Origin of the sequence: Vreelandella venusta (genome assembly GCF_015689495.1) — a bacterium.
Taxonomy (GTDB): domain Bacteria; phylum Pseudomonadota; class Gammaproteobacteria; order Pseudomonadales; family Halomonadaceae; genus Vreelandella; species Vreelandella venusta.
In genome coordinates this window covers 2,880,800-2,901,688 of the sequence record NZ_CP065135.1, presented here as the reverse complement: position 1 = coordinate 2,901,688, position 20,889 = coordinate 2,880,800, and the positions used below count along the sequence as shown (strand labels likewise).

Annotated in this window: 17 protein-coding genes; 13 read left to right on the top strand and 4 right to left on the bottom strand. The window is 53.3% G+C overall.

What is annotated here, in order from left to right; genetic code table 11:
* The first annotated feature begins 118 nt into the window (after positions 1–118).
* From gshA to rsd, 3 genes are all read left to right on the top strand, one after another.
* Positions 119–1,759, top strand: coding sequence for a glutamate--cysteine ligase (gene gshA / locus IR195_RS13790; protein WP_146945445.1), 1,641 nt, complete (start codon positions 119–121; stop codon positions 1,757–1,759).
* Complete coding sequence (locus tag IR195_RS13785; RefSeq protein WP_125749927.1) at positions 1,756–2,253, top strand: disulfide bond formation protein B; 498 nt, start codon at positions 1,756–1,758, stop codon at positions 2,251–2,253. Before gshA ends, IR195_RS13785 begins: the two co-directional genes overlap by 4 nt.
* A gap of 182 nt (positions 2,254–2,435) precedes the next feature.
* Entirely contained in the window at positions 2,436–2,924 is a 489-nt protein-coding gene (rsd, locus tag IR195_RS13780) for a sigma D regulator (RefSeq protein WP_125749924.1), read from the top strand.
* Positions 2,925–3,107: 183 nt separating this feature from the next.
* On the opposite strand, the gene IR195_RS13775 is transcribed toward rsd, so the two are convergent.
* Entirely contained in the window at positions 3,108–6,182 is a 3,075-nt protein-coding gene (locus IR195_RS13775) for an efflux RND transporter permease subunit (protein ID WP_125749920.1), read from the bottom strand.
* Positions 6,166–7,257 (bottom strand): efflux RND transporter periplasmic adaptor subunit, encoded by a 1,092-nt coding sequence (locus IR195_RS13770; RefSeq protein WP_206047849.1) that lies wholly within the window; start codon positions 7,255–7,257, stop codon positions 6,166–6,168. The genes IR195_RS13775 and IR195_RS13770 overlap by 17 nt, the downstream gene beginning before the upstream one ends.
* 269 nt (positions 7,258–7,526) lie before the next feature.
* Between IR195_RS13770 and IR195_RS13765 the strand changes: the two genes are divergently transcribed.
* On the top strand, positions 7,527–8,501 hold the full coding sequence (locus IR195_RS13765) for a malate dehydrogenase (protein WP_125749914.1): 975 nt from the start codon (positions 7,527–7,529) through the stop codon (positions 8,499–8,501).
* Between the two features lie 237 nt (positions 8,502–8,738).
* Here the strand turns inward: IR195_RS13765 and IR195_RS13760 are convergent, their stop codons facing one another.
* Positions 8,739–9,395 carry a histidinol-phosphatase gene (locus IR195_RS13760; RefSeq protein WP_038486032.1) on the bottom strand — a complete coding sequence of 219 codons (657 nt, stop codon included), beginning with the start codon at positions 9,393–9,395 and terminating at the stop codon, positions 8,739–8,741.
* Between the two features lie 176 nt (positions 9,396–9,571).
* Between IR195_RS13760 and IR195_RS13755 the strand changes: the two genes are divergently transcribed.
* Both IR195_RS13755 and ptsP read left to right on the top strand, forming a co-directional pair.
* On the top strand, positions 9,572–10,069 hold the full coding sequence (locus IR195_RS13755; protein WP_125749911.1) for an RNA pyrophosphohydrolase: 498 nt from the start codon (positions 9,572–9,574) through the stop codon (positions 10,067–10,069).
* A 166-nt stretch (positions 10,070–10,235) separates the two neighbouring features.
* Positions 10,236–12,497, top strand: coding sequence for a phosphoenolpyruvate--protein phosphotransferase (ptsP, locus tag IR195_RS13750; protein WP_125749908.1), 2,262 nt, complete (start codon positions 10,236–10,238; stop codon positions 12,495–12,497).
* Here the strand turns inward: ptsP and IR195_RS13745 are convergent.
* Positions 12,494–13,285 carry an NRDE family protein gene (locus IR195_RS13745; protein ID WP_146945373.1) on the bottom strand — a complete coding sequence of 264 codons (792 nt, stop codon included), beginning with the start codon at positions 13,283–13,285 and terminating at the stop codon, positions 12,494–12,496. The genes ptsP and IR195_RS13745 overlap by 4 nt on opposite strands.
* 165 nt (positions 13,286–13,450) lie before the next feature.
* Between IR195_RS13745 and IR195_RS13740 the strand changes: the two genes are divergently transcribed.
* From IR195_RS13740 to IR195_RS13710, 7 genes are all read left to right on the top strand, one after another.
* Positions 13,451–14,614 carry a response regulator gene (locus tag IR195_RS13740; RefSeq protein WP_206047848.1) on the top strand — a complete coding sequence of 388 codons (1,164 nt, stop codon included), beginning with the start codon at positions 13,451–13,453 and terminating at the stop codon, positions 14,612–14,614.
* A complete protein-coding gene (locus IR195_RS13735; protein WP_146945372.1) occupies positions 14,611–15,408 on the top strand; it encodes a sulfite exporter TauE/SafE family protein in 798 nt (265 codons plus the stop codon). The genes IR195_RS13740 and IR195_RS13735 overlap by 4 nt, the downstream gene beginning before the upstream one ends.
* Before the next feature lie 51 nt (positions 15,409–15,459).
* Positions 15,460–16,248 carry a prolipoprotein diacylglyceryl transferase gene (gene lgt, locus IR195_RS13730; RefSeq protein ID WP_206047847.1) on the top strand — a complete coding sequence of 263 codons (789 nt, stop codon included), beginning with the start codon at positions 15,460–15,462 and terminating at the stop codon, positions 16,246–16,248.
* Positions 16,249–17,038: 790 nt separating this feature from the next.
* The gene (locus tag IR195_RS13725) at positions 17,039–17,851 is read left to right on the top strand and encodes a thymidylate synthase (protein ID WP_171880200.1); all 813 of its coding nucleotides are present in this window, start codon (positions 17,039–17,041) and stop codon (positions 17,849–17,851) included.
* Positions 17,848–18,387 (top strand): dihydrofolate reductase, encoded by a 540-nt coding sequence (locus IR195_RS13720; RefSeq protein WP_146945370.1) that lies wholly within the window; start codon positions 17,848–17,850, stop codon positions 18,385–18,387. The genes IR195_RS13725 and IR195_RS13720 overlap by 4 nt, the downstream gene beginning before the upstream one ends.
* 22 nt (positions 18,388–18,409) lie before the next feature.
* Positions 18,410–19,240, top strand: a complete 831-nt coding sequence (locus IR195_RS13715; RefSeq protein WP_206047846.1) for a ProQ/FINO family protein — start codon at positions 18,410–18,412, stop codon at positions 19,238–19,240.
* A 264-nt stretch (positions 19,241–19,504) separates the two neighbouring features.
* Positions 19,505–20,560, top strand: coding sequence for a porin (locus IR195_RS13710; protein ID WP_206047845.1), 1,056 nt, complete (start codon positions 19,505–19,507; stop codon positions 20,558–20,560).
* Positions 20,561–20,889: the final 329 nt, after the last annotated feature.

Below are 20,889 nucleotides of genomic sequence, written 5' to 3'. Positions count from 1 at the left end.
GTTGCCGCCATATCCTGCTGTCTATTCTCGGTAAAAAACGTGATAAACCGCATGGCGATGCCAGCTGATTTCAACAAGGCCTGCTTTAAGCAGGCCTTACTAACAAGGAGTGTTCACCTTGTCTGAACCTCTCACTGTGCCATCCACACTGACTGCCCAGGTTGAGCGCTTGCTGCCTAGCGCGCGTTTAGGGCGTCTAGGTCGCCTGCGTCGCGGGGTGGAAAAAGAGGGCCTGCGCGTTGATGCCAACGGCCATATTGCTCAAACGCCACACCCCTACGCGCTGGGTTCAAAGCTAACCCACCCACATATCACCACTGACTACTCCGAAGCCCTATTGGAGTACATCACACCGGTGTATTCAGAACCCAAAGAAGCGCTGGCATTTTTATCAGACCTGCACACGTTTACCTATCACCACTTGGAAAACGAGTGGATTTGGCCAGGCAGCATGCCATCTCGGCTTTCCGGCAATGATAGCGTGCCGATTGCTGACTACGGCAGCTCCAATGTGGGTACCATGAAGCATGTCTATCGTAAAGGGTTGGATGTGCGCTACGGGCGTATTATGCAGGCTATCGCCGGAGTGCATTATAACGTGTCGCTACCCGATGATATGTGGCACGCCCTACGTGAGCTTGAAAAAGCCACCAATATTCCTTTTAACGATTATCGCTCTACGCGTTATTTCGGCATGATTCGGCATTTTCGTCGTCATAGCTGGCTGCTGCTCTATCTATTCGGCGCATCACCCGCCATCGACAAAAGTTTCCTGCCAACGGGCACAGTGCCTGAAAAACTTCAGACGCTGAGCGACGACACCTATTACGCCCCCTATGCGACCACGCTACGTATGTCGGATTTGGGCTATCAGAATAAAGTGCAGTCACAGCTTAAAATCTGCTTTAACTCGTTGTCTAACTACGTCAACACCCTGCGGCACGCTATTTCTACTCCGTGGCCTGACTACGAAAAACTGGGCGTGAAGAATGGCGACGAGTGGCAGCAGTTAAATGCCAATATTTTGCAGATTGAAAACGAATACTACAGCGATATTCGCCCTAAGCGAGTCGCCAAGCACAACGAAACGCCCAGTCAAGCCCTGGAAGCGCGTGGGGTGGAGTACATCGAAGTACGCTGTTTGGATCTTAATCCATTCGACCCGCTAGGGGTCACCGAGGCGCAGATGCGCTTTGTTGATACCTTCCTAATGTGGTGTCTGCTCAGCGATAGCCCGTGGATTTCAGACGAAGAGTGCGACCGCTTAGACGACAACCGCCGTTTTGTCGTTGAGCGTGGGCGTGACCCAGCGCTGAAGCTGATCCATAACGGCAAAACGACGACTGTGAAGGAGTGGGGCGAGCAGATTTTTGCGGAAATGGCTGAAGTGGCACGGCTGTTGGATGCGGTAGAAGAGGGCGCGCCCCATGCGTCGGCACTTGCTGAGCTAGCGCCACGGCTGAAAGACCCTTCTCTAACTCCCTCAGCGCAACTACTGGCGCGCCTGGAAGCTGGTAATGGCTCGCTCAGCGATACGCTGCTGCAATTGGCTCAAGAGCAGGCCGAGAAGCTTAAATCCACGCCCATGCTACGTTCTCGTGAAGCACTGCTTGCTCAGTTGATCGAAACCTCGCACCAACAGCAGCACGATATTGAAGAGGCCGACCAAGAGAGCTTTAGTGAGTTCCTAAGCACATATTTTGCCAAAGCGCGTGAATCCAGAGCGCTATCTGCTATTTCACCAGAGGATGGTCAATGACATCGTTAGCAGTTCGTCCCATCGCGTTGGCTGGCTTCGCCTTTTGTGTTCTGATGATGGCAGTAGCCTTGGGGCTTGAGCATATTATGGGGCTAGAGCCCTGCCCGTTGTGTGTGTTTCAGCGGGTCGCGGTGATTGCCGCAGGGCTGGTGCTGGGGATCGCTGCCCTCCACAACCCAAGTGGCAAAGTAGGCAAAGCTATCTACGGTTTACTGAGCTTAGCCGCAGTAGGTACCGGTGCTTTTATTGCTGGAAGGCATGTATGGCTGCAAGGCTTGCCCGCCGACGAAGTGCCGACCTGTGGCCCAGGCCTTGAGTACATGATGGATATCTTGCCGATGCAAGAAGTGGTTGCCATGGTGCTTACCGGCTCTGGTGAATGTGCTTCAATCGATTTCATGTTCTTAGGCTTGTCGCTGCCTGCATGGACCTTGATCGGCTTTTTATTGCTCGCCATTGCGCCTCTGCGTATTCTGTGGTCTTTAAAAGCATAGTCCGTAAAAACATGGCCATGTAAAAACATGGTCTGTAAAAAAGAGTTAAATAAGTGGTATGGTTTACGTTAATCGTTTGGCCTCATTTAATTAAGTAAACCGTACCCGCTAGGATTGACAGGTGTCCACGGACGCGCGAGTCTAGCTCAGTTGAAGACGGCTATCTGTAAGGAGAAAGCCCCATGCTCGAAGATTGCAAAAATGCCCTGGAGCGCTGGGGGGGCGTGCATAGCTTGATTGATCGCTGGCTTGATCAGCGCCGTTCGCTGTTAGTCAGCTTCATTGAGCTGCAAGAAGCGTGTGACGCCGAATTAGAGGCGATTAGCAAAGCACGCATTGACACCTTTAGTGAGTTGCTGATGGACTACATCAGCGCTGGGCACTTCGAGATTTATCCCCAGCTTGCTGAGGAAGCGAAGGCATTCGACGATGAGAGTGCGCTACAAATCGCCGCAAAGCTTCTTGAGCGCTTAGAAATGTCAACGGCCATGGTGCTGGAGTTCGATGAAGACTTCGCTTCACCGATTCGCTGTCAGCAGAATCTAGTGCGTTTACCCGCCTGGATTGATCGCTTAGCGAAAGGCTTGGCAGAGCGCTTCGCCCTCGAAGACCAGTTAATCGCCCGCCTGCACGCTGCCCACAGCCCCCAGCAGATGAAGTCACCAGCGTAGCGCTTTGTCCTGCCCCGCGGGTGCGCTTCGCTTACCACGCGCTACAGCCCCTGTGAATTCAATATGTTTTGTAGCGCGGTGTAACGAATCTTGCGAGGCACGAGCAAATGAGGCACCTACGAACGGTGCCCCATCCCCGTCTGCTATGCAGCCTCACTTCTCACTCTTTTCAATTCTCACTGCTCACCTATCACGCCTTAGTTTGCCGCCTATCACTAGCATGCAAGGGGTTAATAAGAGCGTCAGGGCGGTGGCGAACGTGAGGCCGCCTGCAATTGCGCTAGACATTTGTGTCCACCACTGAGCTGAAGGGGCATTGAAACCTAACGCGGGTGCGAAAAGATTAACGTTGATTCCCAGCACCATCGGCATTAACCCCAGCACGGTGGTAATGGCGGTGAGAAGCACTGGGCGTAAGCGCAGGGTGCCTGCTTCGAGTGCCGCTTCGGTTGGGGGCATGCCTTGCCCGCGCAGCTCGTTGTAAGTGTCGATCAAGACGATATTGTTGTTAACCACAATGCCTGCCAGGGCGATAATGCCCATGCCTACCATGACAATACCAAACGCTTGGCCAGTAACGAGCAGCCCCATCAAAACGCCCGCCGTCGAGAACACTATGGCCGATAGCACTAGCGCTGCTTGATAGTAGCTATTGAACTGAGTGACCAGAATCAGCGCCATCAGCCCAATCGCGATCAAGAAAGCGCTGATCAAGAACTGCATGGATTCCTGCTGATCTTCTTGTTCACCCGCCACATTAACCATCAAACCACTATCAAGTTGGCTTTTGCCTGCCTCTAGCAGCGCTCGCAACCGCTCGTCCGCTAAGTAGCCAGGTGCTAAATCGGCCTCAACGGTAATCGCACGGCGTCCATCGATGCGATTCAGGGTGCCTACTTTGGGGGCAGGTGTAATGTCTACAAAGTGAGCAATAGGCACTTGGCCGCGTGGGGTGTTGATCGTCAGCCGTTCAAGCTGGTTGAGCGTGCGCCAGTGTTCCGGTAAGCGAACACGAATATCCACCTCATCAGTAACGGTGGGGGGGCGGTAGTTGGCCACTTGAAGGCCAGTGGTTAGTAGCTGTACGGCGCTACCAATGGTGGTGATGTCGGTGCCCATGCGGGCAGCAGCTTCACGATTAACCTTTACCTGCCATTCGACTCCCGGCAGGCTGCGGTTATCTTGGATATCGGTAAAACCGCCTAACTCGTGCATTAGTGCCGTAATTTGATCAACGCCAGCGTTTGCGATATCGGGATCGGTGGCGCTGACTTCAAGCACAATCGGTTTGCCGCCGCCAGGGCCCATCTCCTGCTCGCGAAACTCTAGCGTAATCCCCGGCAGGTCTTGGGTACGCTCGGCCATGTCAGCCAAAATCGTGCGGGCAGGGCGGCGCTGATACCAGTCGACAAACTGAAACTGCAACATCCCAATCACATCATTGCCCATTTGCTGGTTGGGCACTGCAAAAGAGCGTGCGTAAAGAGCTTCGACTTCCCCCATGCTGCCTAACCGGTTTTCCACTCGTTTTAGAATGGCGTCGGTTTCTTCAGCGGAAAAATCGCCTCGCGCACGTACCAGCACCTGGGCGCTGTCCGGCTCTACGCTGGGGAAGAAGTCAACCCCGTGATTAAAACGAGCATAGCCGGTATAAATCAATCCAATTAACAGCACCGCAAACACAAGCACCCAGGCAGGGTGTTGCAGCAAACGCCCGAGCACGCGGCGGTAGCCACGCCCAAGTGCCGTGCTTTCGTCGACTGGGCCAGCTCCCGCAGTTGCTATATGGGATGTGCGGGTAAACAGTCGGCCCAGGGTAGGCAAAAACACCAGGGCCATGGCTAGCGACGCTATAAGGCACAAGATGACCGTGGCAGGCAGGTACTTCATAAACTGGCCTACCACGCCAGGCCAAAATAGCAGCGGTATAAATACCGCAAGCGTTGTCGCGGTAGAAGCAATAACCGGCCAGCTCATACGTGTTGCGGCATTCAGCCACGCTTGGTGGGGAGACTGCCCCTCATGGAGATGTCGATCAGCGAGTTCGCTGACCACAATCGCGCCATCCACTAGCATGCCAGCCACTAAGATCAGCGCAAATAGCACCACAATATTGAGCGTAAAACCAAATGCCCAAACCAATAAAATGCCGGTTAAAAATGCGCCGGGTATAGTCAAGCCTACCAGCAGCGCCATGCGCCAGCCCATAACGGCTACGACAACAATTAATACCAGTACCACTGCGGTGAGCACGTTATTTAACAGCTCAGAGAGCATGTCTTGAACGGTAACCGACTCGTCTAAAATCGTGGTAATACGTAGTTGTTCCGGTAGTAGGTCGCCTGCCTGGGCAAATCGTTCTCTTACGGCTTCAATGGTGGCGATGATATTCGCCCCGGCGCGCTTGGAAATTTCCAGCACTACTGCTGGCTGGCCGTCGATGCGGGCAAAGCCTTCGGGATCTTTGTAGGTCGGTAAAATCCACGCAACATCACCAAACGTAACCACTTGGTCGCCGTCAACTTTCACCGGCATGTCCATGACATCGTTTAACGATTCGATAATGCCCGGTACTTTGAGGGCTAGTCGTCCAGCGCCGGTATCCAAGCTGCCTGCAGCAACCAGGCGATTATTGCGTGAGATTTGATTAAACAGCGTATCAAAATCAACGCCGTAACTTTCCAGTACCAGCGGATCAACGACAATTTCGAGTAAGTCCTCGCGGTCGCCAGCAATATCGACCTCTAGGACGTCAGCAATGCCCTCTATTTCCTCTTTTAAGCGACGTGCGATGGTCACCTGTTCTCGGGTATCCAACTCGCCGGAAAGGCCAATGCTCAACACCGGAAACTCGGAGACGTTAACCTCCATGACCCGGGGTTCGTCCGCTTCATCCGGTAAGCTACTGCGGGCGATATCCACGCGCTCGCGCACATCAGAAAGCGCTGTATCCGGATCAAAGCCAGGATCAAACTCCAGCGTCACCGACCCATGACCCTCGCTAGACTGGGCGGTAAATTTGCGTAGCCCTTCGATTCCGCGTAGTTCCTGCTCCATTGGGCGAACTAGCAGGCGCTCACCATCTTCCGGGCTAACGCCTTCCAGTGAGAGCGAGACGTATATAATCGGGATAGTGACGTCCGGGTTGGCTTCCTTGGGAATCATCTGCCAGGCAGTGGTGCCCGCCAGCAGTAAGCCAACCAGGAGCAGTAGGGTGGTTCGCGTGTGGGTTAGCGCCGCATTAATCAACTGACGCATGACCACCTTCCTGGATAGACACTGGTGTTACGGTTTCACCTGGGCTAACTAACCCCGCGCCAAGGGTGATTAACTGCACGGAGCTGGGTAAGCCTGTCACGTAGGCGCGTTCAGTATCAGCACTGACCAGCTCAATAGCCGTTTGGGCAACGCGGTTATTATCAACAACATGCTTGATAGCTAATTGACCCTGCTCGTTCAGATTAAAGAGAGCAGGCGATAGAGTATGCACCTGTCGAGGTGGCAGCGTTATGGTGAATTCAGCGCTACTGCCTGCTAGGCGTTGCCTTTCTGGATTGTCGAGCGTTACTTCGATATAGAATGTGCGAGTGGCTTCTTCTGCGCGACTGCTAATGTACGACACTTCGCCGGAAAGCGACTGACCATTGAGCAGTCGTGCGGTAACAGGTAAGCCAACGCTTAACTCACCGATTTGCTGTTGAGCCACCCAAGCGGTGCCGATTAAGCGGCGGTCATCGATCAGTCGTGCCCACTCTTCACCTGGCTGCAGCAAGTCGCCAAGCTCTACCTGGACGCGGTCCAACACGCCTTCAAAGGGCGCGGTTGGACGGGTATCGCTTAACTGCTTTTCCAACTGAGCTACTTGGGCTGCGCTGGCGCTCAAGGCACTTTGCAGGCGTAGCAATTCTGGCTGAGAAATTAGCTCACGACGACGCAAATTTTGGGCGCCGGCGTACTCCGCTTCAGCGAGCGTTAACTCATCACGTGCCTGCTGTAGGCGTTGAGGGAGCGCATCATTATCCAGTACCAGCAGTGTCTCGCCTTGGCTGACGGTTGCCCCTTGGGTCACGGGTTTCTCTGCGACATAGCCAGTCACGTTGGCACGCAGCAGGGTTTCTCTTTCCGCGGTCAGTTGGCCTTGCAGTACTTGCTTAGGGATATAGGGCGCGCTCTGCTGGGTCATCACCTCTACACGGGGTGTTGAGTCGCGTTCAGTGGCATTTACTTCAGGCGGGCTACTTTGGAAACGCTGAAAATCGCCAATCGCTAGCCATATCACAAGCGCCAGAACCAGCAGGCTAGCAAGCGCGTAAGAGTAGGGGATTCGTCGCATGGGGGAGTTATATCCGTATTAACCCAAAAAAATTACACAAGGTAAGTCATGCTGAAGAGGGTGTCAGGCTAAGAACTAAGGCTTAGCGGACCGGTATACCATAGCGCAACTGGCGTCTGGCAGCGAGTACCAAGCAACCGCGAGAATGGGTAGTAGTCTCATGTATGATTGAGTTTTTGTACATCTGGGCATACCATCTTTGCGTCTTGAGTTCTGTCGTCCCACTCTCAGGCGAGAACCCATCCTAGGCGAACCATCAAGGAGCAATGATGAAAGATCCAGTACGTATTGCGATTACCGGCGGTGCCGGCCAGATCAGCTACTCTCTTATTTTCCGCATCGCCGCTGGCGATATGCTGGGGCCGGATCAGCCAGTCATTCTCCAGCTTCTCGAAATTCCCCAAGCCATGGACGCCCTGAATGGCGTTGTCATGGAAGTTAACGACTGTGCTTTCCCGTTAGTGCAAGATATCGTTGCCACTGATGATCCGAACGTTGCCTTCAAAGATGCCGATTTCGCCTTGCTGGTAGGTGCGCGTCCGCGTGGCCCGGGTATGGAGCGTAAAGATCTGCTGGAAGCCAATGCCGCGATCTTCTCTGTACAAGGTAAAGCGCTGAACGACCACGCTAGCCGCGACGTGCGCGTACTAGTAGTTGGTAACCCGGCTAACACCAACGCATTGATTGCTTCTTGCAATGCGCCGGATTTAGACGCAGGCCAGTTCACTGCGATGACGCGTTTGGACCACAACCGTGCGCTAACGCAGTTGGCTCAGAAAACCGGCAAGCACGTTACTGACGTTGACAGCATGATTATCTGGGGCAACCACAGTGCTACCCAGTACCCGGATCTGGCACAGTGCAAAGTAGACGGCAAAGCCGCCTTCGATCTGGTTGAGCGTGACTGGTACGAAAACGACTTTATCCCGACAGTACAGCAGCGCGGTGCGGCAATTATCAAAGCCCGTGGCGCGTCTTCTGCTGCATCTGCGGCGTCTTCAGCGATTGATCACATGCGTGATTGGGCGCTGGGTTGCGATGGTATCGTTAGCATGGCAATCCCTGCTGACGGCAGCTACGGCATTGAAGAAGGCATCATCTACTCCTACCCAGTGCGTTGTCAGGGTGGCAAGTATGAAATCGTTCAAGGCTTTGAGTTGGACGCGTTCAGCAAAGAGAAGATGCAGGCCACCGAGAAAGAACTGCGTGAAGAGCGCGCGGCCGTTGAGCACCTGCTTGGCTAAGCATGCTAGCTAGCGTTCTTTGAGCTGTTCTAAACATGGCTCTGAGAACCATGCTCAGTAATACAAAACCCCGCAAGCACAAAGCTTGCGGGGTTTTTATTGGGCGGCTGTGTCATTCGCGAGTGCCTCATTAGCTCGTTCCTCACAAGATGCGTTACCCGCGCTACGTTTGCCACGCATTGAATTAACGGGTTTGTAGCGCGGTGTAAGCGTCAGCGCACCCGCGGGGCCGTTGGCTCAGTCTCGTAGGCTCATAATGCGCCATTGGCGTTCTTCGGCCACCTTGCGCAGGGTATCGTCGGGGTCGACGGCCACTGGGTGCTCTACCTGTTCAAGCAGGGGAAGGTCGTTGTGGGAATCGCTGTAAAACCATGCGCCATCCATAGTGAACTCTTGCCCTTCAAGCCATTGCTTTAAGCGAGTTACTTTGCCTTCGCGGTAGCTGGGAGTGCCTGCCACTCGCCCGGTGTAGCGGCCGTCTACTATTTCTGGGTCAACTGCAATCAAGTCGTCCACGCCCAAACGATTGGCGATCGGAGCCGTAATAAAGCGATTAGTGGCGGTGATGATCAGCAGCGTATCGCCTTTCGTGCGGTGCCGAGCAAGCAGTTCTTCTGCTTTAGGTAAAATATTCGGTTCGATTTTGCTGACCATAAACTGCTGATGCCAAGCGGCTAACTGCTCCGGCGTATTTTCAGCCAGTGGCTTCAAGGCCATTTCCAAAAAAGCCGCCATGTCTAGTGTGCCTGCATTGTAGTCCGCCATAAAGCGCTCATTGGCCTCGCGGTAGGCAACTGGGTCAACTGCCCCCTGTTCGAGCAAAAACTCGCCCCAGGCATGATCGCTGTCGATGGATATCAGCGTATTATCCAAATCGAATATGGCCAGACTCACGGCGCTCCCCTTATGGTGTTAGTTAGTTGTGCTGGTCGTTAGCTCAGTAACGGCTCGCAAAGCGGCGGATTATCGCAGAGTCACCATGGTTTAACCACTTAGGGCGATATTGTATTGATACGCTTGTCTCCCTTGTGGAAAAATGGGGACAACTGAAAATTTATAAGGTGATGTCCGTGATCGACGCTGACGGCTTTCGCCCCAATGTTGGCATCATTATTGCCAATAGCCAGGGGCAGCTGCTTTGGGCGCGTCGTGTAGGGCAAAACGCGTGGCAGTTTCCCCAGGGAGGCATCAAGGCAAACGAAACACCACATCAAGCGCTTTTTCGTGAGCTTTTTGAGGAGATCGGTCTAACCGCCGACGATGTCGATATTGTCGCCTGTACCCGGGGATGGCTGCGCTATCGTCTGCCACGACGCATGATTCGCACCCACTCACGGCCGGTTTGTATCGGCCAGAAGCAGAAGTGGTTTTTACTCAAGATTCGCTGCCAAGAGAATCGAATCTGTATGACGGCAACGCCTAACCCCGAGTTCGATGGTTGGCGGTGGGTAAGTTACTGGTATCCGCTGGGGCAAGTGGTGCCGTTCAAACGAGAGGTATATCGGCGCGCGCTACGGGAGCTTTCTCCTCGCGTTCAGCGCTTGGCGCAACAAGATCACGATGGATAGCGTGGGCTCCACTGTTCTAGAAAACTGTTCTAGGAAGCTGTTCCAGTAAGCTGCACTAGGTGAACTGTTCAAAAGAAACAGTTCCAAGGAAACGGTTCGAAGGGCACAGTGACAGCTGGCCGAAAATCCCTCAGCGAGGCAAATAATAGTGAATAGGAAAACGTCCATGCTTGAGGTACTGCGACGCGTTATTCAAGAAGTGAATGGCGCACGAAACCTCGACGCCGCGCTGTCAACGATGGTACGTCGCATACGAAAGGCCATGCAAACTGACGTGTGCTCCTTCTATTTATATGACAAGGAGCTTGAGTCACTTGTATTGATGGAGACGATTGGCCTTCGCACCCAAGCAGTAGGCCGTGTTGTGCTACCGCTAGGCGAAGGCTTGGTAGGCTTAGTGGCTAAGCGCAGCGAGCCGCTTAATTTAGAAGATGCACAAACCCATCCTCACTTTCGCTATTTTGAAGCAACTGGCGAAGAGCGTTACTCCAGCTTCTTGGGAGTGCCGATTATTCATCAGCGGCTCATGTTGGGCGTTTTAGTCGTACAGCAAGCCGAAAAACGTCAGTACGACGATGAAGATGAAGCTTTTCTGGTAACCATGGCTGCTCAGTTGGCAGGCGTGCTGGCTCACGCGCTAGCTACCGGCAACTTGGCTCGCCCTGCGCTTCCGGGTGGTCAGGCCATGTTTAAAGGCGTGGCGGCTTCTCCAGGCATGGCGATGGGGGAGGCGGTAGTCATTACGCCGCCCGCTGACCTAAATAGCGTGCCCGACCTTATTCCCAGCGATCAAGACTACGAAGTCGCACGGCTAAAAGAAGCCATTGGCAAAACGCGCGATGAAATCCGTGCCGCGGCAGAGCGCTTGGTTAATCGTATTTCTTCCCAAGAGCTGGCGCTGTTTGATGTTTATCAGCAAATGCTTGGCGAAGCGGCGCTCTCCGAAGAAGTGGAAAAGCGTATTCGCGAAGGGCAGTGGGCACCTGGCGCGTTGGCCGACGTGGTGCGTCGTCATGTGCAATACCTTGAGCGCGTCGACGACGACTATTTACGTGAGCGTGCGGCGGATATCCGCGATCTTGGCCGCCGTGTGCTGGCACACCTGCAAGAAGACACGCCTTCCACCCCAGAAACCTACCCAGAAAATGCCATTCTGGTAGGTGATGAAATTAGCGTTGCTATGCTGGGAGAAGTGCCAAGAGATAAGCTGAAGGGCTTGGTGTCCGTGCGTGGTTCGAGTACCTCCCATGTTGCTATTGTCGCCCGTGCCATGGGGATTCCGACGGTACTTGGGATGATGGATCTCCCGCTGCCACGCTTAAATGGAGCCCCGGTAGTGCTTGATGGCCATCGGGGGCGATTGTTTGTGCGGCCAGCGCCAGAGTTAAGAACTCGTTATGAAAGCCTGATTGCCGAGGAAGCGGCGCTGAGTGAGCTTCTGGAGCACGAGCAAGATCTGCCCAGCGAAACGCCAGATGGTCATGCCATGCCGCTAATGGTAAATACCGGGCTGGCGGTTGATGCCTCGGCGCTGCTGAAAAGCCGTATCGGCGGCGTAGGCCTATACCGCACCGAAGTGCCGTTTATGATTACCGAGCGTTTCCCTGGTGAGAAAGAGCAAATGCGCATGTACCGCGAGCAGTTAGAAGGCTTTGCGCCGCTGCCGGTAGTCATGCGAACGCTGGATATTGGTGGCGATAAAGATCTTCCCTACTTTCCCATTGAGGAAGCTAATCCATTCCTGGGTTGGCGGGGGATGCGGGTCACCCTCGATCATCCAGAGGTATTGATGGTGCAGCTGCGTGCCATGCTAAAAGCATCGCATGATTTGAATAATCTCTACGTGCTCTTCCCGATGATTACCAATGTGGAAGAGGTGGACGAAGCGATTCGTCTACTGGATCGCGCCATTTTAGAGCTTGGCGAAGAAGGTAACGGCGTCGAACGGCCTAAAGTGGGTGTGATGATTGAAGTGCCTGCCACTATCTATCAAATGGATGCGTTGGCGAAGCGAGTCGATTTCTTCTCGGTGGGCAGTAACGACCTAACCCAATATTTGCTCGCAGTGGATCGCAACAATCCCCGCGTATCTAGCCTGTACGATGCCTTACACCCAGCGCTGCTGGGCGCGCTGCAAGAACTCGCTCAAGACGCCACTCGGCTAGAAAAGCCGATCTCGCTTTGCGGCGAATTAGCGGGTGACCCTGCTGGTGCGTTGTTATTAATGGCAATGGGATTTACCAGCCTGTCTATGAATGCCCCTAGTTTGCCTAGGGTGAGGGCCGCTATTCGCCGGGTGCCAATGCAAGATGCACAAACACTGCTTAAAGAGATCTTGGATCTGGATACTCCCGCCTTGGTGCATGAACATCTCAACCAGCGTATGGACGAGTGGCAGCTCTCACACTTAATGCCGCCACGCGATTAATACTGGGGCTGATGGGATGTCAGTTGGGCTGGTGTCGCCAACGTAACTTCTCCTTCAAAACGACCGAGTGGCCCAAACCGCTGCTCGGTAATCGTCACTTGCCCCCGCTGGTTTAGTGTTAACCAAGTGGTTGCTCGGGTGCCGTAGTGTTCACCCACGATAAACGCGGCAGAGAGCTGGCGCTCCAGTGCTAAACCCACTCCGGTATCTGGCAGCTTTTCATCGGGCGCGGTTTGTGAATTATGCAGCGCATGCTGCGTCGCGCTCTGCCACTGTTCGTCGGCACTGTTTAACAAGGCATCACGGACTAAGTTCAGTTTTGGCCAGGGTGTATTCAGGGTGGCATTTGACAAGCCGTGTACCCCTGGGGGCACGCTGGTCAGTACTACCCCATGGCGACCGCGATGCAGGTGCCACATACGGTGTGGTGTGGCAACCAGTAGATTGAATCCGGCATAGTGGTGCGCGCTCGCGCGCTCTTTCTCTTTAAGCCAGGCTTCGATATCGTCGCTTTGTAATACGCTAGCAACGAGTTCACCTCGGCTGGGCGCATTAACGGGGGTTGGCAGTGCTGGGTCACGCACATTGGTCAACGCTGCGACAACGCCTCGGGAGTTAGCGGCCAACCACGTACCACCGGCTTCCAGGTCGCGGCCTCCCAGTACAGCGGTGTGTTCTTGCCAGTGAGCAAGAGGGGCAGTGGGGCGCTGGTGGAATTCATCTCGGTTTCCTGCCAAGCGTAAGGGTATAGAAGAGCCGGGGGACCAAGAAAAGGTAATTAAGCACATAGATAAGGCTCTCGAAGAGTAACAGGAATCCAATTCGCCAGTGTGGCATGACAGTATTGAGGCGTAGACATACACTTAACATTAATATAAACATGCTTAGCCACGCTATGGCTGCCAGCATGTTGAGGCGCAACATTTTAGAAGACACCTAGGAAGGCGCACACTATGCAACGTTATCAGCAAGAGCACTTCTGGAATGCGATTGTCTGGCCTACGTTGTGGCCTCTTCTGCTTATTCAGGCGGCCTTGGTGCTGCTTTGTGTGCTGGTAGGGCTGGTGGTGTGGGGGCTTTCTCCTAGTCAAACATCATGGAGCACCACGCTATGGTTGACCCTGGCGTTGTTACTGGGAAGTTGCTTGAATGTTGGTGTTTTTTTGATGCTGGTTAAAAGTCGCGCGAAGCAAGATGGCGCCAGTTACATGCAAGAGCTGGCCGAGTTAGAACGACAAACGGCGCAATTGGTTAATCATCAAGCGGCGCCGACTGACGCGCAGACGCAAGATGTCGGCGAAGAGTTACCGCTTAACCGCTTAGCGAAGGTCAATCAGCGGTTGGCGGACGTCATTCGCGCAGGTGAGGATGCTCAGCCTCCAGCTTCCTCAAGCGAGCGATTCCGATCTGATCAAACGCTGCTTGATGATCTACATCACCAGCAAAAACAGTTGAAGCATCTAATCGCTGGACGCGACCGTGCGCGGGAAGAGTCTCGTTTGAAGTCTGGTTATCTAACGTTACTTCAGCGTGAAGCCGACAGCCTGTTTGATCATTTGGGCGAAATGCTGCAGATGGATAATTCAGACACATGTTTGCAAAATATTACTCAGGTGCGTGAGCGGCTGGCGGATATACGCGCACTGCTCGCTAACCTTGTTCAGCAAAGTGCCAATGAAATAGATAGTTATGAGCAATTGCTGCCGGCTGACCGCAAGTTGCGTATTCTGGTGGTCGATGATGGTCCCGTTAATTTAATGCTGGCGCGCCAAATGCTCGAAACCCAAGGGCTTCAGGTAGACGGCGTCAGTAGCGGAGAGCAGGCTTTAGACTGTCAGCAAACGATTTTTTATGATCTGGTGTTTATGGATATCTTTATGCCGACCTTAGATGGGTTAGAAACAGCGCGTCGCTGGCGAAGCTTTGAGCGTCATAGTGGCGGTCAGCAGCGCAGTATTTTGATTGCTCTCACTGCGAATGTTGATAGCGCTGGTCACGGTGCTTATAACGCTGCCGGTATGGATGACGTGCTAGCCAAGCCCTACAGGCCTGAAACACTACTAAGCATGATTACTAAGTGGCTACCCAGCGCGAATAACCAAGTGCAGAATAAATGACAGTATTAAGTATTTTGGCAGGCTATTTGTCGCTAGGCGCGGTGGCAGGCACTATGGCAGGTTTGTTTGGCGTGGGGGGCGGTTTAATTATTGTGCCTGCGCTTGTCTTTGCATTCGGTTTGCAGGGGGTTGCTCCCGAGATTGCCATGCATCTTGCGGTAGGCACCTCGTTGGCGACAATCGTCGTCACCGGGGCTTCGTCAGCATTAGGACACTTCCGAAAAGGCAGTATTCATAAGCCATGGTTTATGGCGCTGTTACCCGGACTTATGCTCGGAGCTATCGGAGGGGCGTTTATCGCAGACAACCTTTCTGGCACCGTTTTGGGAACCTTGTTCGGGGTGTTTGTATTGCTGTTAGCAGCCAGAATGGTGTTGGGTCTTTCACCAAGGCCCGGTAGTTCGCCGCCAGGGAGCGTTGCGATGACCATCGCTGGCGGTGTAGTAGGCGCTATATCTGCACTATTTGGTATTGGAGGAGGCGCAATGACAGTGCCTTGGCTTTCACGATGTGGTGCAAGCATGACCCAGGCGGTGGGAACCTCTGCCGCCTGTGGCTTACCAATAGCAATGGTGGGTGCGTTAACGTTTATTGTTGTGGGATGGGGGCATCCGCTTCTTCCCCAGTGGGCGACCGGCTTTGTCATGTGGCCTGCCTTTATCGGTATTGTGCTAACCAGCGTGCCTTTTGCGCGGTTTGGCGTTCGTTTGGCTCATGTGCTGCCAGCCAGTGCATTGAGGTTTTTATTTGCAACGCTGCTGGCCGTGGTGGGCTTGCGCTTCATCTTGGCGTAATTCACTTATGCCACGCTGCTGATTTCTTCCTGTTTGTTTTAGAGAGTCTCAATGATTAATTACCCAACGATCGATCCGGTAGCGATTTCACTTGGCCCGCTGCAGGTTCATTGGTACGGCTTAATGTATGTGGTCGGGTTTGTGGCGGCGTGGTGGTTAGGGTGTAAGCGGGCGCCCCGTATTGGACTTACAAAAGATGATATCGGTGATTTGCTTTTTTACTGCGCCATTGGTGTGGTGGTGGGAGGGCGACTAGGCTATGCACTGTTTTACGGCCTAGGGCAGTGGACGGCTGACCCGCTATGGGTATTCCGTGTATGGGATGGTGGCATGAGTTTCCATGGCGGTTTATTGGGAGTGCTGCTTGCGGCATGGCTATTTGCACGTCGTAAACAACTGGCGTTTTTCACCCTTGCCGACTTCATCGCCCCGTTGGTGCCCATTGGTTTAGGCGCTGGGCGGATTGGTAATTTTATCAACCATGAATTGCCGGGAGGCGTGACGTCGCTACCCTGGGGCATGCCCTTTCCTGGTATGGGGCCAGAGCCACGCCACCCTTCGGCGCTGTACGAGGCCTTTCTAGAAGGTATCGTACTGTTTGCCATCCTGTGGTGGGTGTCTGCCAAGCCGCGCGCCAGAGGACTGGTCTCGGGGTTGTTCCTGTTAGGCTATGGCGTCTTCCGCTTTATGGTGGAATTTGTACGTATGCCGGATGCCCACATTGGCTATCTCGCCTTTGGCTGGTTCACCATGGGCATGCTGCTGACGCTTCCAATGATCGCGTTAGGCCTCGTTTTCATCGCCTGGTCGCGTAATCAACCTATTGATGTCAAGACGTAGCGCATGGTAAGCGTAGCGCACCCGCGATGGTGCTCCAGCGCGAAGCGGCGCTGTTATTAAGCAGAGCGACGGCCTCTGTCGCGGGTGCCTCATTTGCTCGTTCCTCACAAGATTCGTTACGCCGCGCTACGATAATCGCAATAGATTGACATTAAAGGTTTTGTAGCGCGTGGTAAGCGTAGCGCACCCGCGATGGTGCTCCAGCGAGAAGCGGCGCTGTTATTAAGCAGAGCGACGGCCTCTGTCGCGGGTGCCTCATTTGCTCGTTCCTCACAAGATTCGTTACGCCGCGCTACGATAATCGCAATAGATTGACATTAAAGGTTTTGTAGCGCGTGGTAGGCGTAGCGCACCCGCGATGGTGCTCCAGCGCGAAGCGGCGCTGTTATTAAGCAGAGCGACGGCCTCTGTCGTGGGTGCCTCATTTGCTCGTTCCTCACGAGATTCGTTACGCCGCGCTACGATAATCGCAATAGATTGACATTAAAGGTTTTGTAGCGCGTGGTAAGCGCAGCGCACCCGCGATGGTGCTCCAGCGCGAAGCGGCGCTGTTATTAAGCAGAGCGACGGCCTCTGTCGCGGGTGCCTCATTTGTTCGTTCCTCTCAAGATTCGTTACGCCGCGCTACGATAATCGCAATAGATTGACATTAAAGGTTTTGTAGCGCGTGGTAAGCGCAGCGCACCCGCGATGGTGATCTAATTAGGCTCGACCTACCCCCCTGTACCAGCCTAGAATATCCAATTTCATTGCCTGTTAATCTGGAATTTCTGTGACTGCAATAACGCCCATGCCGAAAGAAGCGCTAGAACAACCGTATCTCGACCTAATGCGCACCGTAATGGAGCAAGGCGTTGATAGGAATGATCGCACTGGTGTCGGTACGCGCTCAGTGTTTGGTCATCAAATGCGTTTCGACCTCTCTCGTGGTTTTCCGCTGCTAACCACTAAAAAGCTGCACCTGCGTTCTATTATTCATGAGCTGCTGTGGTTTCTTAAAGGTGATACCAATATCGGGTATCTCAAAGAGCATGGTGTACGCATTTGGGACGAGTGGGCCGATGAAAACGGTAATCTTGGTCCGGTCTATGGTTATCAGTGGCGCAGTTGGCCGAGCCCCAAGGGCGGTAGTGTCGATCAGATTGCTCATGTATTGGAGCAGATTCGTACGACGCCTCAGTCACGGCGACTGATTGTTTCAGCCTGGAATCCTGGCCAAGTTGATGAAATGAAATTGCCGCCTTGCCACTGCTTGTTTCAGTTTTATGTGGCCAATGGGCGTCTCTCGTGCCAGCTTTACCAGCGCAGTGCGGATATTTTCTTAGGTGTACCATTCAACATTGCAAGCTATGCGTTACTGCTCAGTATGGTGGCGCAGGTAACTGGCCTAGAGCCCGGCGAATTTGTGCATACGTTGGGTGATGCTCATCTTTACAGTAACCACCTTGAGCAAGCTCAGGAGCAGTTAAGTCGCACACCTAAAGCACCACCGCGTCTGGTGCTTAACCCCCAGGTAACCAATCTGTTTGACTTCACCTTTGACGACATCAGCATCGAAGCGTATGAGTCGCATCCCCATATCAAAGCAGAGGTGGCAGTATGAGCCTGCAACAAGATGCTTATGACCCGCTAGTGCCGATAGCGATGATTGTGGCAATGGCCAAAAATCGGGTGATTGGGGTTGAAGGTAAGTTACCTTGGTACTTGCCTGAAGATCTAAAGTTCTTCAAACGCATGACTCAAGCCAAGCCGCTTGTGATGGGGCGCAAAACCTACGCATCAATAGGTAAACCGCTGCCCAATCGGCTCAATATTGTGGTAACCCGTGATGCGGGCTTTGCCGCCGAAGGCGTGCGGGTATGCCACGAGTTGCCAGCAGCATTGGCATTGGCCGACCAACAGGCCACTATTGAAGCTGCCGAGGAAATTATGGTGATGGGAGGGGGCGAGATTTATCAACAAGCACTTCCTTATGCTCAGCGCCTCTATATCACTGAAGTGGATATTGATGTTGAGGGTGATGCTGTTTTTCCCGAGTTCTCTATGAAAGAGTGGCAGGAAGTTCAGCGTGTAGCGGGCAAGCCAGCAGAAGGGCAGCCTCAATACGACTTTGTAGTCTATGAGCGGATCGCCGACTGATCAGCGCAAAGAAGGAGGGGGTATGGCCGCACCAGTACTGGATCTGCTAGGGACATTGGAAGCACGCCTTGAGCAGACTAAAGCCGCACTGAACGCGTTGCGTGAAGAGAACGAAATGCTCAAACGGCAGTTGGCGAGCCAAGTGCCGCAGACTCAGCAACCTTCACAGCCGCTGCAGGATTCAGCTCAGTCTGATGTATCGGCCACCGAGCCGTCGGCGGAAGGTGTAAAGCCTTCTGACTCTCAGGTGATCAGCGAAGTTGCCGCAGAAACAGCGCCACAGCCGCCTTCTCCTCAGGCGCTGTTGAATCAGTGGTATAAACGCTACCCGCACGCCTTTTTCGCTGGTCATACTAAACCGCTGAAAGTGGGCATTCATCAAGATCTGGCCCAGCGAGAACCCTGGTCAGGGAAATTAATACGCCGAGCATTGGCTAACTATGTGAATTTGCCTCGCTATGTAAAATCGATGCGAGAAGGGGCTGAGCGAATTGACTTGGATGGCAACCCAGCGGGTAAAGTTGATAAAGAAGCGGCGCGACATGCTAGTGATCGACGAAAAGATAAGTTGGGAAAAGATAAGCTAGACAGCAATGCATCAAAGCAAGCGCCGTCTTCTGAGCGCGGGTCTTCGGAACATAGATCTTCGGAATACAGCTCTTCGAAACATAAAAAGCAGCAGCAATCATTAAAACAAGTGTCAAGACAAGCACCTAAAAATGCTGTCCCCCCGTCTGTGAAGGCGCATGAGCAGAGAGAGGAAGGTAAAGCGGTAGATGCGCTTGAAACAGCAAAGCCGCTTAGCTTGGAGGATAAATTAAGAGGACTTCAGCAAAAATTTACAGGCCGCTGAGACCAATCAGTTGCCCATGGGTTCCCTAAAAAAAATGCAAATCGTAAAGAAACACTGTTTTTTTCTATTGCGTTCACTGGAATCCCAGTATAGAGTTTGACCTGCGAGCATTGGACTATAACAAGGCTTAGTTGAGGACATGCCGCATACCGCCGGGAAAAACCGGAGGATGGGATAAAGAGCATGGCCCGCAAGCCAGCTGCAGACTTCACAATAAGTTTGCGGTAACGATCGAAACAGTAAGCTAGTTAAGGAACCTACATCATGAAAAAGACACTTTTAGCGACTGCTATCATTGGCGCCCTGGGTGCCTCTGCCGCCGCTCAAGCAGCTACCGTTTATGACCAAGATGGTACCAAGCTCGACGTCTATGGCCGTATCGCCATGGGTATCGCTGGTGGCGGTCCTGAGTACAACGACGCTGACCAAAAAATTGACAACGGCGCAGAATTCGTAGACGTCTACTCTCGTCTTGGCCTGCGCATGAGCCACGAAGTTAACTCTGACCTGACTGCTTTCGGTCGTTTAGAGTGGCGCTTCAAAGGTGACGAGCGTTACACCGAGTCTGGCTTCACCGAAGTTCGTCAAAGCTACCTGGGTGTACAGAGCAAGCAGTACGGTACCTTCCAAGCTGGTAACTTCGACGCCTTCTACAACCAGTTCGTTTCTTCTCCGTTCGACTGGGAAATCGACCGTGGTCTAGAGTTCGCTGGTCACACTAAACAGTCACGTGGCGACTCTATCGGTTACTACACGCCTGATCTTCAAGGCTGGACTGCCTTCCTGCAGCTGAAACACTACAGCACGCGTGGCCAGGTTGAGACTGGTAACAACGATCCTGACAACGTAGTTGCTGCCCAAGGTGGTGTGCGTTACGAGCAAGGTCCGGTTACTTTAGGTCTTGGTTTTGTTGACGACGTAGTACGTGGCGGCGGCAATGGCGAAATCATGGGCGGCCTGATCGGTTCTTACGCCATCAGCGACCAGTTCTCTGTTCGTTTAGGTTATGAAGGTCGTGAAAACAGCGACGTTCGTGGCGGCGGCTACGACACTGTAGGTCTGGGTGGTACTTACACCACTGGTCCTTGGGCATTCGCTGCAGATATCTACAATGTAGATACTGACGGTGAAGACGATGACCGTACTGCTTGGGCCCTGGGTACTTACTACAAAGTTTCCAGCAACTTCGACGTATTCGTTGAGTTGAACCAAGCTGACCAGCAGTCTATCAGTGTTAACCTCGACGGCCTGGATTCCAGCGTTGAAAATGCTGACGGCGACGACATTTACTACCTGACAGGCGCGCGTTACCACTTCTAAGCCTGGCTTCATGCCATGCTTAGCAGGTAACCCCTGTAAGTAGAAATAGAACCGGCCTCATTACGAGGCCGGTTTTTTTTGGCGCAAAAAATGCAGGTATAGACCTGCATTAGCTGTCAGTCGTCGAGTCGGCTGCTTGCGTGAGCTTCATGCGTAGAATGTATGCCGAGGGCTAGTAACAGGAAGTGCTAGTGTTGAGGCGGTGTTTTAATAGCTGTTTCGTTTGTCAATGTAGAGTGGTGGGCGGTAATAATTTACAATGACCCACGAAACGATAAGCCAGCAGGTAGGCTACTTTTCATCCGCACTGTGTAGGGCAAGGGAATGCG